Below are 13,387 nucleotides of genomic sequence, written 5' to 3'. Positions count from 1 at the left end.
CGTCTTCCAGCACTACGCAGCGTTCAAGCACATGACAGTCGAGAAGAACATCGCGTTCGGCCTCGAGATCCGCAAACGCCCCAAGGACGAGATCGAGGCCAAGGTCCACGAGCTGCTCCAGCTTGTGCACCTTGAGCAGTGGTCGCAGCGCCTGCCCTCGCAGCTCTCGGGCGGTCAGCGCCAACGCATGGCGCTCGCCCGCGCTCTGGCGATCGAGCCGACCGTGCTCCTGCTTGATGAACCGTTCGGCGCCCTTGACGCCAAGGTCCGCAAGGAACTGCGCGACTGGCTCCGGCGCCTGCACGACGAGATGCACGTGACGACGGTGTTCGTCACCCACGATCAGGAGGAAGCTCTCGAGGTCGCCGACAGCCTGGTCATCATCAACGAGGGACGCATCGAGCAGATCGGTTCCCCCGACGACTTGTATGACCGCCCAGCAAGTGACTTCGTCCTGTCATTCCTCGGTCCGGTCACGATGCTGGGTGACAAGCTCGTGCGTCCGCACGACATCGAGATCTCTCGCTACGAGCAGGCCGCCGCCGCCGTCGGCACGATCACTCGGTGGACCCGCGTCGGTTTCGAGATCCGCCTGGAGGTCACCCCCGAGAACGGTGGCGACAAGACTCCGATCCAGGTCGTCGTGACCCGGGCCGAGGCAGTCGCGCTCGGGTTGCACGAGGGCGATCGCGTATGGCTGCGCGTGCAGGTCGGCGCTGACCGAGTCGTCAGCTAGCGCCGTCAGGCCCCAACACGATCTCAGGTCGCTTAGGGTCGTCTGGTGGAACTCGACACCATCATCATCGGAGCAGGCGTCGCGGGCCTCGTCGCCGCGGATCGCCTCGCAGCCGCGGGTCAGAAGGTGCTCGTACTTGAAGCCCGCGACCGGGTCGGCGGACGCACTCTGACTGAGGACGTTCCAGGTTCAGACGGCCTGCGCGTCGATTCGGGCGGTCAGTGGATCGGCCCCGACCAACGGCTGCTGGCAGCCGAGCTCGAGCGATTCGGCCTCACGACGATTGACCAGGGCGGCCATGGCAAGACCGTGGTCAGTCTGCGTGGCAAGAAGGCGCGCTACACCGGCAGCACACCGCGACTGGGACCGGCAACACTCGTCGACGTCGGACAGGCACTCGTACGGTTCGAGCGCCTCGCGAAGACGATCGACCTCGAGCAGCCATGGCGTACGCCAAAGGCCGACACATGGGACGGCCAGACGTTCGAGTCGTGGATTCGACGCGCCTGCCGAACTGAGAAGGCTCGAGACTTCTTCCGGATCGCGTGCGAGGCAGTGTTCGCCACCACCTCTGCCAACATCTCCATGCTGCACGCGATGTTCTACTCCAAGTCTGGCGTGAGCTTCGAACACCTCATCAGCACCGAAGGCGGCGCCCAGCACGCTCGTGTCGAGGGTGGCATGCAGCAGCTCTCCGAACGGCTCGCCGCTGGGCTCGGTGACCGCGTACGTCTCAGCGAGCCCGTCACGGCGATCACGTACAACGACCGCGGGATCGTCGTGACGACAACCAAGAGCCAGCACGAGGCGACGCGTGTCGTTGTCGCGATCCCGCCGACGCTCGCTGCGCGTATCTCGTACGACCCACCGTTGCCTGCGATCCGCGACTCGCTGACCCAGCGCATGCCTCACGGCTCGGTCATCAAGACCCACTCGGTCTACGACCGCCCGTTCTGGCGCGAAAGCGGTCTCAGCGGCGAGGCGGCCGGCGACACGTCGCCCGTCAAGGTCATGTTCGACGCGACGCCGCCCGGTGATGGTCAGCCCGGAATCATCCTGGCATTCATCGAGGGTGCCGACGGTCTCGCGATGAGCGATGCAGATCCGGCCGACCGCCAGAAGGCCGTGACCGATGTGCTCGCGCACTACTTCGGGGAAGAAGCGCGTACGCCGATCGCGTACATCGAGCGCGACTGGTCCAAGGAAGAGTGGACTCGAGGTTGCTACGGCGCCCATCTCCCGCCGGGAGCATGGACCCAAGTCGGGGCCTCGTTGCGCGAACCGATCGGACCGATCCACTGGGCAGGCACCGAGACTGCCGTCCGGTGGTGCGGCTACATCGACGGCGCCATCAGTTCGGGCGAGCGTGTTGCCGCCGAAATCATCGGCTGACGGACACCCGCGTACGTCGATCCACTGCGAGGCCGATGGCAAAGATCACGAGTCCCGCCGCGGCAAGTCCGATGCCAACGAGGCTGGTCGCTCGGTATCCGTGACCTGCGGCGATGACCACACCGCCGAGCCAGGCGCCAAGCCCGTTGGCGATGTTGAGCGCCGAATGATTGAGCGCCGCACCCAGCATCTGCGCATCGCCGGCCGCGTCCATCAGGCGCATCTGGAGAGTGATCGCGACGACCGATCCAAGGCTGCCGACGCAGAACACCAGCACCAACGCGGGGATCGCGACTCCTGCGGCGAAATAGAACGCGGCGAGCACCACGACGGTCGCGGCGAACCCTCCAAGGACGGATCGCTCGATGTCCCAGTCGGCCAGTAAGCCAGCAGCCCACGAGCCGAACACCGATCCGATGCCGAAGACCAGCAGGAAGACATTGATCCATCCGCGCGACAGATCGGTGACATCAGTGACGATCGGCGCAATGTAGCTGTACATCGCGAACAGGCCGCCGAATCCGACGAGCCCTGCTGACACCGCGAACAAGACCTGCGGGCGCTTGAGTGCCGCGAGCTCTCCACGGAGTGTCGCGTCAAGATTGGCCGGCGAATGCGGAACGAAGGCGACGATCATCGCCGCGGCAAGTGCTGCAATCCCGAGGACAGCCCAGTAGGCGCTCCGCCAGCCGAGTTGCTGACCGAGCAAGTTCGAAACCGGAACGCCCGCGACCAGGGCAACCGACAGGCCGAGCATGACCGAGCTGACGGCACGGCCGCGATACTCCGGACGTACGAGGGATGCGGCCAGCAGCGACGCGACGCCGAAGTAGGCGCCGTGTGGGAGACCCGCGACGAAGCGAGCAGCCATCACGGGCAGGTAGCCGCTCGACACCGCCGTCAGAGCGTTGCCGAGGCCAAGGGCCAGGATCAGCCCGATCGCCAACTCCTTCTTCGGCAGCCGTGCCCCGAGCGACACGATCACGGGTGCGCCGATGACGACACCGAACGCGTACGCGGTGATCAGATGACCCGTCGTGGGGATCGATTCGTCGATGCCTTCGGCAATGTCAGGGAGCAATCCCATGGTCACGAACTCGGTTGTCCCGATCGCAAATCCGCCCAATGCCAACGCCAGCAGTGCCAGTGAAAGATGCCGCGTACTGACAGGGATCTCGGGAGTGCTCACACATTCATTCAATCCTCATGATGTGCCGCGTTATTCCCCGCCCAGATCTGTCCGAGCGTCGTGCGAGGCTGAGCCGTGCGAACTTTCACCGCGGCTGAGCGACGCATACGTCTTGGCCAACGCCACGCGCTCTCGCCTGCCCATCGTGCAGAGGATCCCGTCGGCGCAGCGCGCAGCGTCGTCGCCCTCCACGGCACTGACCCCGCGACGACGTTCCTCGCCGCGCTGGCTCGGATGGACGACGGATCGATCGTCGACATCGAGAAGGCGCTGTACGACGACCGGTCGCTCGTACGAGTGCTCGCCATGCGGCGCACCGTGTTCGCCGTTCCGCGTGATCTGGTCGCGGCCTGCCATGCTGGCGCAGCCGACACCGTCGCCCGAGAACAGCGTCGACTGCTCGAGAAAATGCTCACCGAGGCCGAGATCACCGATGATCCCGCCGCCTGGGTCCGCGAGGTCGAGGAAATCGCCCTCAAAGCCGTCCACGATGCAGGCGAGATCACCAGTGCCGAGCTCGGCAAGATCGATGAACGACTCATGACTCGGTTCGTCCTCGCCCCTGGTACCAAGTACGAGACCACGCAGGGACTCGCCAGCCGGTTGCTGACCCTGATGTCGGCGAAGGGCGAGATCATCCGCGCGCGACCCCGGGGCACCTGGACGTCAACCCAGTTCCGCTGGAGCAGCCTGGCCAACTGGGCACCCGATGCCGTCGCCAAGCTCTCGGTCGACGACGCGGCTGCCGAGATCGCCCGACGTTGGCTCGCGTCATACGGGCCAGCGACTGAGGACGACCTTGCCTGGTGGGCGGGTTGGACCAAGGCGCGCACGCGCGCAGCGCTCGCCGCGTGTGAGGTGGTCGAGGTCGACCTTGACGGGCAGGTTGGCTATGTCCTCCCCGGCGATGACGCGCCCACCACCGATGGTGAGCCGTGGGTGGCGCTGCTCCCGGCGCTCGATCCGTCGGTCATGGGCTGGAAACACCGCGACTTCTACCTCGGGCCTCACCGCTCGCTGTTGTTCGACGTCAACGGCAACGCCGGTCCGACCGTCTGGTCCAACGGTGAGGTGGTTGGCGGCTGGGCCCAGCTCGACTCCGGCGAGGTCGTGGTCAACCTGTTGGCCGACGTCGGCAAGGAAGCGAGCCAGTCCATCGACCTGGTCGCTTCCTCACTCACCTCATTGCTAGGGGACGTGCGCCTCAAGGCGCGCGCACGAGGCTGGACCCTGTCAGAGAAGCAGCTGCGCAGCTAGCTCCACGTACGGTTGACCGACGCCTTAGGCCCGGTCACCAGACTCTGCCCCGGTACGTCATCGGCCACGACCGCGCCGGCGGCAATCACCGCGTCGCGGCCGATGCTGACGCCGGGCAGGATGGTGGCTCCGGCTCCGATCCAGACGTTTTCTGCCACGTCGATGGGTGCACCGGTCAGCCACAACCGTCGTTCTACCGGATCGACCGGGTGGCCGCCGGTGATGAAGGTGACTTTGGGCCCGATCATCACGCCCTCGGCGATGCGAATTCCGGCGTAGTCCAGGAACGTGCAGTTCTGGTTGATGAACACGTTCTCGGCCAGCTGAAGGTGGAGCCCGTCGTCTGTGAAGAACGGCGGATAGATCGTCACCCTCGCGGGGAGCGGACGCCCGAGGATCTGCTCGAGTAACTCAGCCTTGCCCTGCTCGTCATCGAAGGGAAGGGCGTTCAGGCGTGAAGTGAGGGCCGTGACGTGCATCACCCGCTCGTGCATCGCCGTGAACTCAGGGCTGTGGATGCGCATGAACCGTTCGGCCGACATCGCACGATCTTCTCGCGACGTCAGCCGAGCGGTCAGGTGACACGCCGGGAGATCAGCCGAGCCGGTCGACCAGGTCCTTGAGGATCTCGGTGAACGTCGACGACGGGCGCATTACGGCAGTGACCTTGGCGTCGTCCGGGCGGAAGTAGCCACCAATGTCGGCGGGCGATCCCTGCACGGCGAGCAGCTCGTCGACGATCTTCTGCTCATTTGACCCCAGCGCCTCGGCGATCTCGGCGAAGCCCGCGGCCAGCTCTGCGTCCTCGGTCTGCTTGGCCAGCTCCTGCGCCCAGTAGAGCGCGAGGTAGAAGTGGCTGCCGCGGTTGTCGATCGTGCCCAGCTTGCGGCCCGGTGACTTGTTCTCGTCGAGGAACGTGCCAGTTGCCCGGTCGAGTGTGTCGGCGAGGATCTGCGCGCGGGCGTTGCCATTCGTCGTGGCCATGTGCTCGAAGCTCGACGCCAACGCCAGGAACTCACCCAGGCTGTCCCAACGCAGGTAGTTCTCCTTGACGAGCTGCTGCACGTGCTTGGGGGCCGAACCGCCGGCACCGGTCTCGAACAGTCCACCGCCGTTGATCAGCGGCACGATCGAGAGCATCTTGGCGCTCGTACCGAGCTCGAGGATCGGGAAGAGGTCGGTGTTGTAGTCGCGCAGCACGTTTCCGGTGACCGAGATGGTGTCCTCACCCTTGCGGATGCGGTCGACCGAGAACTGCGTCGCCTCGATCGGCGACATGATCTCGATCTGAAGACCCTCGGTGTCGTGATCGAGCAGGTACTTCTCGACCTTCGCCTTGAGGTTGGTGTCGTGCGCACGGGTGGGATCGAGCCAGAAGACGGCCGGGGTGCCGGACGCGCGTGCTCGGGTCACGGCGAGCTTGACCCAGTCCTGGATCGGGACGTCCTTGGTCTGGCAGGCGCGCCAGACATCGCCCGGCTCGACGCTGTGCTCAATCAGCACCGTGCCCGAGGCGTCGACGACCTGGACCGTGCCGGCCCTCGGGATCTCGAACGTCTTGTCGTGGCTGCCGTACTCCTCGGCTGCCTGGGCCATCAGGCCGACATTGGGCACTGAGCCCATCGTCGTGGGATCGTACGCACCGTTGGCGCGGCAGTCGTCGATGACAGTCTGGTAGACGCCTGCATACGAGCTGTCAGGGATGACGGCGAGCGTGTCGGCCTCGGCCCCGTCGGGGCCCCACATGTGACCCGATGTACGGATCATGGCGGGCATCGAAGCGTCGACGATGACGTCGCTCGGCACGTGAAGGTTCGTGATGCCCTTGTCGGAGTCGACCATCGCGAGAGTCGGACCAGCCGCGATGCCGGCGTCGATCGCAGCCTTGATCTCGGCACCATTCGGCAAGGCATCGAGACCAGCGAGGATCGAGCCGAGTCCGTTGTTGGGGCTCAGACCGGCCGCAGCGAGATCGTCGCCGTACTGAGCGAACACGTCGGGCAGGAATGCTTTGACGACGTGGCCGAAGATGATCGGGTCGGAGACCTTCATCATGGTGGCCTTGAGGTGGACCGAGAACAGGACTCCTTCGGCCTTGGCACGAGCGATCTGGGCTGTCACGAACTCGTCGAGGGCAGCCGCACTCAACACGGTGCCGTCAATGACTTCACCAGCCAACACCGGGAACGCTTCCTTGAGCACCGTCACGCTGCCGTCGGCAGCGACGAGCTGGATCGTGATCGTGCCATCGGCATCGATGACGACCGACTTCTCATTGGACCTGAAGTCATCGGCGTCCATGGTGGCGACATTTGTCTTGGAGTCGCTGCTCCATGCGCCCATCGAGTGCGGGTGCTGGCGTGCGTAGTTCTTGACCGAAGCGGGTGCGCGACGATCGGAGTTGCCCTCACGCAGCACGGGGTTGACGGCGCTGCCCTTGACCTTGTCATAGCGCGCGCGTACGTCCTTGTCTTCGTCCGTCTGCGGGTCGTCCGGGTAGTCCGGGAGTGCGTAGCCCTGGCTTTGGAGCTCGGCGATGGCCGCTTTCAGCTGCGGAATGGAGGCACTGATGTTGGGCAGCTTGATGATGTTGGCCTCGGGCGTCTTCGCGAGGTCGCCCAGCTCGGTCAGCGCATCGCCGATCTGCTGCTCAGGCGTCAGACGATCGCCGAACAGGGCAATGATGCGGCCAGCCAGCGAGATGTCGCGGGTCTCAACCTCAACGCCAGCAGTTGAGGCATACGCCTCAATCACGGGGAGGAACGAGTACGTGGCCAGCAAGGGCGCTTCGTCGGTGTGGGTGTAGATGATCTTGGCCATGTGGCCAGCCTCCTCGGCGCAGAAAATTCGTTCGACATCAAGATATCTCACGGATGTCGACACTCCTGACGGAACCTTCTCGCAGGGCCTCTCAGTCATACACTCGAATTGGTCGCAGGGGGCGGCCCCTAGTGGAGGAGTCTCATCATGGCTACAACCACCCCAATGTCATCGCGGCTCGCCGCCGAAGCGCTCGGAACGTTCGTGCTCGTACTGGGCGGCGTCGGTAGCGCGATCCTCGCCGGCCAGGCCATCGGCGCGCACGGCGTCGCGCTCGCCTTCGGCCTCACCGTCCTGACCATGGCGTTTGCCGTGGGACCCATCTCGGGCGCGCACTTCAACCCGGCAGTCACAGTCGGCCTCGCGGCGGCCAAGCGATTCGAGTGGAACAACGTGCTGCCGTACGTCGCAGCCCAAGTCAGCGGCGGCGTTCTCGGCGGACTCGCCATCTGGGCGATCGGTTCGGGCAATGCCGACTTCGACCGCGAGACCTCGTTCGCCGGCGCATCCAACGGCTGGGGCGACACGATCGGCGGCTACTCGCTGCTCGCGGTGCTCCTCACCGAGGTCATCTTCACGGCGTTGTTCGTGTTCATCATTGCCGCCGTGACCTCGGGCAGGACGCCTGACGGGTTCGCCCCGATCGCGATCGGTCTGGCCCTCACGCTCATCCACCTCGTGACGATCCCGATCGACAACACCTCGGTCAACCCGGCGCGATCCATCGGCGCGGCTCTGCTGGCCGGTGGAGACAGCATGCAACAGCTGTGGGCGTTCATCGTCGCACCGCTGGTCGGCGGCATTGTCGGAGGGCTCGGCTACATATTCATCAACGGGAGCAACCGTTCAGGAGTCGACATCGAGGGCAGGCGCTAGTCCCAAGAACATACGAAAGGCCCGGTCATCACGACCGGGCCCTTCGTATGTCTCGTCAATCAGGCGGCGTTAGCGGACGTCGTACCGGTCGAGGTCCATGACCTTGGCCCAGGCAGCCACGAAGTCCGTGACGAACTTGCCCTTGGCGTCGTCGCTCGCGTAGACCTCCGCGATGGCCCGCAGCTCAGAGTTCGAACCGAACACGAGGTCGGCACGACTTCCGGTCCACTTCACGGCGCCCGAGTCGTCACGGCCCTCGTACGTCGACGAGTCCGCCGCCGCGGCCGTCCACGTCGTACCGAGATCGAGGAGGTTGGCGAAGAAGTCGTTCGTCAACGATCCCGGCTTGTCGGTGAGGACACCCGTAGAGGAGTTGTCGTAGTTGGCCCCCAGTACACGCAGACCGCCCACCAGCACCGTCATCTCAGGAGCACTCAGGTTGAGCAGGTTGGCCTTGTCGATCAGCAGGTACTCCGCAGGAAGGCGGTTGCCCTTCGCTTCGTAATTGCGGAACCCATCGGCCTGCGGCTCCAGCGCAGCGAACGACTCGACATCGGTCTGCTCCTGAGTCGCATCCGTACGTCCCGGTGTGAACGGCACCGTGACGTCGTGGCCTGCAGCCTTGGCGGCCTGCTCGATGGCTGCCGCGCCACCCAGCACGATGACGTCGGCGAGGGAGACACCCTTGCCAAATGCCTGCTGCACACCTTCAAGAGCGCGAAGAACGGTCGCCAGCTGCTCGGGGTTGTTGACCTCCCAGCTGTTTTGCGGCTCGAGGCGAAGGCGCGCACCGTTGGCGCCGCCTCGCTTGTCGCTGATGCGGAACGACGATGCCGACGCCCAAGCGGTCGATACGAGCTGTGAGACCGTCAGCCCCGAAGCGAGGATCTGAGCCTTCAGCTCAGCCACGTCGGCGTCCGACAGCGATGCGCCGCCAGCAGGGAGCGGATCCTGCCAGAGCAGCTCTTCTTGCGGCACGAGCGGACCGAGGTAGCGCTGGATCGGGCCCATGTCTCGGTGCGTCAGCTTGTACCAAGCACGCGCGAAGGCGTCGGCGAGCTGATCCGGGTTCTCCAGGAAGCGACGCGAGATCGGCTCGTAGATCGGGTCGAACCGCAGAGCGAGGTCGGACGTCAGCATGGTCGGCGGACGGTTGAGCTCGTTGGTCTCGGGGTCCGGGAACGTGTTGGCGCCGGCGCCGTCCTTGGCCACCCACTGATTGGCGCCAGCCGGGCTCTTGCTGAGCTCCCACTCAAAACCAAAAAGTGTCTCGAAGAAGCTGTTGTCCCACGTCGTTGGTGTGGGGGTCCAGGTGACCTCGAGACCACTGGTGATGACGTCGCGCCCCTTGCCGGTGCCCAGCGACTGCTTCCAGCCGAGGCCTTGTTCCTCGATCCCGGCACCCTCCGGCTCGGGGCCGACGTACTGGTCGGGGTCACCGGCGCCATGCGTCTTGCCGAAGGTGTGCCCACCGGCGATCAGCGCGACGGTTTCCTCGTCGTTCATCGCCATACGGCTGAACGTCTCGCGGATGTCGCGAGCCGATCCGAGCGGGTCGGGGTTGCCCTCCGGTCCCTCCGGGTTGACGTAGATGAGACCCATCTGGACTGCGGCCAGGGGATTCTCCAGCTCGCGGTCGCCCGTGTAGCGCTGCTCGCCACCCTTGTCGCCGCCGAGCCACTCGTCCTCGGGGCCCCAGTAGACGTCCTCGTCCGGCTCCCACACGTCGGGACGACCGCCGCCAAAGCCGAACGTCTTGAAGCCCATCGTCTCGAGTGCAACGTTGCCCGTCAGGATCATCAGGTCAGCCCACGAGATCGCCGAACCGTACTTCTTCTTGATCGGCCACAGCAGGCGGCGCGCCTTGTCGAGGTTGCCATTGTCCGGCCAGCTGTTGAGCGGCGCGAAGCGCTGCATGCCGGCGCCGGCTCCGCCTCGGCCGTCGCGGATGCGATAGGTGCCCGCGCTGTGCCAGGCCATCCGGATGAATAACCCTCCGTAGTGGCCGAAGTCGGCGGGCCACCAGTCCTGGGAGTCGGTCATCAGCGCAGCAAGGTCAGCGCGCAAGGCGTCGAGGTCGAGGTTCTTGAACGCCTCGGCGTAGTCGAAGTCGGCGTCCATCGGGTTGGCGACATCGGTGTTCTTGCGCAGGATCTTGAGGTTGAGCTGGTTGGGCCACCACTCCTGGTTGGCTGAACCCTCAGTCGGATGGACGCGGCCTCCGTGCGAGACGGGGCACTTGCCCTGCCCCTCGTTCTCCTCGTCGTTCATGTCGCCTACGACGGCGTTGTGGTCCTGGTTGTCAGGCATGGCGTTCCTTCCGGATCAGTTGGTTGTCTCAAGAACAGTTGTGCAGTCGGGGCAGGTGCCCCAGTAGGTGACCTCGGCTTCGTCGATCGTGAAGCCATGGTTGTCGGAAGCGGTCAAGCAAGGAGCGCTGCCGTGGGCGCAGTCGACATCAGCGACGGCACCGCACTCGCGACAGACGACATGGTGGTGGTTGTCCCCGACACGCAGCTCGAACAGCGCGGGCGAGCCGGCAGGCTCGATGCGCCGGGCCAGTCCGACATCAGTGAGCGCCCGCAACACGTCGTAGATCGCCTGGGTCGACACGCCACCGAGCTCAGTTCGTACGTCGGCCGCGATGCGGTCAACCTCTGAGTGAGGAGCCAGAGCCAGAGCAGAGATCACGGCGACCCGAGGGCGGGTGACGCGCATACCGGCGCCCCGCAACAGCTCCACGGGGTCATCGACAGTCTGCATGACCACATGCAACCACCTTTTCTGGAACGATTCAAGATTAGACACGCGCATTGGTCCGACCCGAGCACATTCCTACAGCCGCAGTGGGTTAGTTTCGACTGAGTCCCCCATGCATCAAGGAGCACATTCGTGAGCACAACCCCCGTCAAGGTCGCCGTCACCGGAGCTGCCGGTCAGATCGGCTATAGCTTGCTCTTTCGACTCGCGAGCGGTTCACTGCTCGGGCCCGACACCCCGATCCAGCTCCAGCTGCTCGAGATCACCCCGGCGCTCAAGGCGCTCGAAGGCGTCGTCATGGAGCTCGACGACTGCGCATTCCCGACCCTCGCTGGCGTCGAGATCGGCGATGACGCCGAGAAGATTTTCGATGGCGTCAACCTCGCCCTGCTCGTCGGTGCACGTCCCCGCGGACCGGGCATGGAGCGCGGCGACTTGCTCGAGGCCAACGGTGCGATCTTCACCGCCCAGGGCAAGGCGCTCAACAAGGTCGCCGCGAGCGACGTACGCGTCGGTGTCACCGGCAACCCGGCCAACACCAACGCGCTCATCGCGATGACCAACGCGCCTGACATCCCCAAGGAGCGCTTCAGCGCCCTGACCCGTCTCGACCACAACCGCGCCATCTCGCAGCTCGCTGCCAAGACCGGCGCCAGCGTGACCGATATCAAGAAGATGACGATCTGGGGCAACCACTCGGCCACCCAGTACCCCGACATCTTCCACGCAGAGGTTGGCGGCAAGAACGCCGCTGAGACCGTCAACGACCAGGCCTGGATCGAGAACGACTTCATCCCGACTGTCGCCAAGCGCGGTGCCGCGATCATCGAGGCGCGCGGTTCGTCTTCGGCAGCGTCCGCAGCCTCGGCCACCATCGACGCTGCGCACGACTGGCTGTTCGGCACGCCTGAGGGTGACTGGGCGTCGATGGCTGTCGTGTCCGACGGCTCGTATGGCGTCCCCGAGGGTCTGATCTACTCGTTCCCCGTCACGACCAAGGGCGGCGACTGGTCGATCGTCCAGGGTCTGGAGATCGACGACTTCTCCCGCGCCCGCATGGACGCGACGGCTGCCGAGCTCATCGAAGAGCGCGACGCGGTCAAGGAGCTCGGCCTGATCTGAGGCTCGCAGACTCGAACGCTGCCCCATCTCCGGCTCGGAGGTGGGGCAGTGTCATGTCACCCAGGCTGGTCGGGGATCACCAGCGCCAGCACAACGAGTGCGACGCCGAGCAAGGTCATCCACAGCATGTCGAAGGCCTTGCCTCGTACGCGCAGCATGCCTGTGTGGCTGACCGGTACGACTGACCTGGCGATGGCGCCAACAATGAAAGCTCCACCCACGACGGCGACGCCTGCCCTCCATGGTCCAGCCACGACCAGGCACAGACCGCTGAAGACAGCGAGGAGCTGCAGCAGGTAGAGCTGCGAACCGCGGCTGCGGGGACCCTTCACGGGTTGAGCTGCTCAGCGGTGTCGACGACATTGGACAGGAGCATCGCGCGGGTCATCGGTCCCACTCCCCCGGGGTTGGGAGAGACCCAGCCGGCGACCTCGTACGCAGCGGGGTCAACGTCGCCGACGATGCCGTTCTCGTCACGGCTGACGCCCACATCGAGAAGAGCGGCACCTGGCTTGACCATGTCGGCCGAGACGATGCCCGGAACTCCTGCGGCGGCGATCACGATGTCGGCACGACGAACCTCAGCACCGAGGTCGCGCGTACCGGTGTGGCAGAGCGTGACCGTTGCGTTCTCGCTGCGACGGGTCAGCAGCAGACCCATTGGCCGGCCGACGGTGATGCCGCGTCCGACGACAACGACATGCTTGCCGGCAATGGCGACGTCGTTGCGACGAAGGAGCTCGATGATGCCGCGAGGCGTGCAGGGCAGCGGCGCTTCCTTGCCAAGCACGAGCCAGCCGAGATTGGTCGGGTGCAGACCGTCAGCGTCCTTGGCCGGGTCGATGCGTCCGATCACTGCGTTCTCGTCGAGGCCCTTGGGCAGCGGCAGCTGCACGATATAGCCGGTACAAGCCGGATCGGCGTTCAGCCGGTCGACTGCAGACTCGACATCAGCCTGTGTCGCCGTCGCGGGAAGGTCGATGCGGATCGAGTTGATGCCGACCTCTGCGCAGTCCTTGTGCTTGCCTGCGACGTACCACTGGCTGCCGGGATCGTCGCCGACCAGGATCGTGCCGAGCCCGGGAATGACTCCCCTGGTCGCCAGTGCGCTCACCCGCTCGCGGAGCTCAGACTTGATCGCGGCTGCAGCCGCCTTGCCGTCGAGGATCTGTGCCGTCACGGCACGAGTCTTTCACGACGACCGTCTCTGATCGTGACGGGTCAGGGAGCGTCAC

12 protein-coding genes are annotated in these 13,387 nt (G+C 65.3%); 5 read left to right on the top strand and 7 right to left on the bottom strand.

The features are described 5' to 3' along the window. Both V6M39_RS09965 and V6M39_RS09960 read left to right on the top strand, forming a co-directional pair. Window positions 1–736: sulfate/molybdate ABC transporter ATP-binding protein (locus tag V6M39_RS09965; RefSeq protein WP_332643669.1), on the top strand; the 736-nt coding region annotated here is incomplete at its 5' end. Window positions 737–781: 45 nt separating this feature from the next. Then, entirely contained in the window at window positions 782–2,128 is a 1,347-nt protein-coding gene (locus V6M39_RS09960; RefSeq protein WP_332643668.1) for a flavin monoamine oxidase family protein, read from the top strand. Here V6M39_RS09960 and V6M39_RS09955 read toward each other — a convergent pair. Further along, entirely contained in the window at window positions 2,118–3,317 is a 1,200-nt protein-coding gene (locus tag V6M39_RS09955) for an MFS transporter (RefSeq protein WP_332643667.1), read from the bottom strand. The genes V6M39_RS09960 and V6M39_RS09955 overlap by 11 nt on opposite strands. 75 nt (window positions 3,318–3,392) lie before the next feature. Between V6M39_RS09955 and V6M39_RS09950 the strand changes: the two genes are divergently transcribed. Further along, a complete protein-coding gene (locus V6M39_RS09950; RefSeq protein ID WP_332643666.1) occupies window positions 3,393–4,574 on the top strand; it encodes a winged helix DNA-binding domain-containing protein in 1,182 nt (393 codons plus the stop codon). On the opposite strand, the gene V6M39_RS09945 is transcribed toward V6M39_RS09950, so the two are convergent. Next, a complete protein-coding gene (locus V6M39_RS09945; RefSeq protein WP_332643665.1) occupies window positions 4,571–5,116 on the bottom strand; it encodes a DapH/DapD/GlmU-related protein in 546 nt (181 codons plus the stop codon). The two genes, V6M39_RS09950 and V6M39_RS09945, sit on opposite strands and share 4 nt — an antisense overlap. Window positions 5,117–5,168: 52 nt before the next feature. Then, window positions 5,169–7,394, bottom strand: a complete 2,226-nt coding sequence (locus V6M39_RS09940; protein WP_332643664.1) for an NADP-dependent isocitrate dehydrogenase — start codon at window positions 7,392–7,394, stop codon at window positions 5,169–5,171. Between the two features lie 147 nt (window positions 7,395–7,541). Between V6M39_RS09940 and aqpZ the strand changes: the two genes are divergently transcribed. Beyond that, window positions 7,542–8,270, top strand: a complete 729-nt coding sequence (gene aqpZ, locus V6M39_RS09935; RefSeq protein ID WP_332643663.1) for an aquaporin Z — start codon at window positions 7,542–7,544, stop codon at window positions 8,268–8,270. Window positions 8,271–8,339: 69 nt separating this feature from the next. On the opposite strand, the gene katG is transcribed toward aqpZ, so the two are convergent. Both katG and V6M39_RS09925 read right to left on the bottom strand, forming a co-directional pair. Then, window positions 8,340–10,580: a catalase/peroxidase HPI gene (katG, locus tag V6M39_RS09930; protein WP_332643662.1), complete on the bottom strand. Its 2,241-nt coding sequence runs from the start codon at window positions 10,578–10,580 to the stop codon at window positions 8,340–8,342. Between the two features lie 15 nt (window positions 10,581–10,595). Next, on the bottom strand, window positions 10,596–11,033 hold the full coding sequence (locus V6M39_RS09925) for a Fur family transcriptional regulator (RefSeq protein ID WP_332643661.1): 438 nt from the start codon (window positions 11,031–11,033) through the stop codon (window positions 10,596–10,598). Window positions 11,034–11,162: 129 nt separating this feature from the next. On the opposite strand from V6M39_RS09925, the gene V6M39_RS09920 reads away from it, so the two are divergent. Next, window positions 11,163–12,152, top strand: coding sequence for a malate dehydrogenase (locus tag V6M39_RS09920; RefSeq protein ID WP_332643660.1), 990 nt, complete (start codon window positions 11,163–11,165; stop codon window positions 12,150–12,152). A 56-nt stretch (window positions 12,153–12,208) separates the two neighbouring features. Here the strand turns inward: V6M39_RS09920 and V6M39_RS09915 are convergent, their stop codons facing one another. Beyond that, window positions 12,209–12,484: a DUF3017 domain-containing protein gene (locus V6M39_RS09915; RefSeq protein WP_332643659.1), complete on the bottom strand. Its 276-nt coding sequence runs from the start codon at window positions 12,482–12,484 to the stop codon at window positions 12,209–12,211. Then, window positions 12,481–13,332: a bifunctional methylenetetrahydrofolate dehydrogenase/methenyltetrahydrofolate cyclohydrolase gene (locus V6M39_RS09910; protein ID WP_332643658.1), complete on the bottom strand. Its 852-nt coding sequence runs from the start codon at window positions 13,330–13,332 to the stop codon at window positions 12,481–12,483. Before V6M39_RS09910 ends, V6M39_RS09915 begins: the two co-directional genes overlap by 4 nt. Between the last annotated feature and the right edge of the window lie 55 nt (window positions 13,333–13,387).

The organism is Aeromicrobium sp., from assembly GCF_036675695.1.
Classification (GTDB): Bacteria; Actinomycetota; Actinomycetes; order Propionibacteriales; family Nocardioidaceae; genus Aeromicrobium.
The sequence above is the reverse complement of the archived record's forward strand: the minus strand, read 5'-3'. Positions and strand labels throughout refer to the sequence as shown.

Coding starts and splice junctions, on each gene's coding strand:
- aqpZ (WP_332643663.1), top strand. CDS start 7,542: ATGGCTACAACCACCCCAATGTCATCGCGGCTCGCCGCCGAAGCGCTC.
- V6M39_RS09940 (WP_332643664.1), bottom strand. CDS start 7,394: ATGGCCAAGATCATCTACACCCACACCGACGAAGCGCCCTTGCTGGCC.
- katG (WP_332643662.1), bottom strand. CDS start 10,580: ATGCCTGACAACCAGGACCACAACGCCGTCGTAGGCGACATGAACGAC.
- V6M39_RS09925 (WP_332643661.1), bottom strand. CDS start 11,033: ATGCAGACTGTCGATGACCCCGTGGAGCTGTTGCGGGGCGCCGGTATG.
- V6M39_RS09945 (WP_332643665.1), bottom strand. CDS start 5,116: ATGTCGGCCGAACGGTTCATGCGCATCCACAGCCCTGAGTTCACGGCG.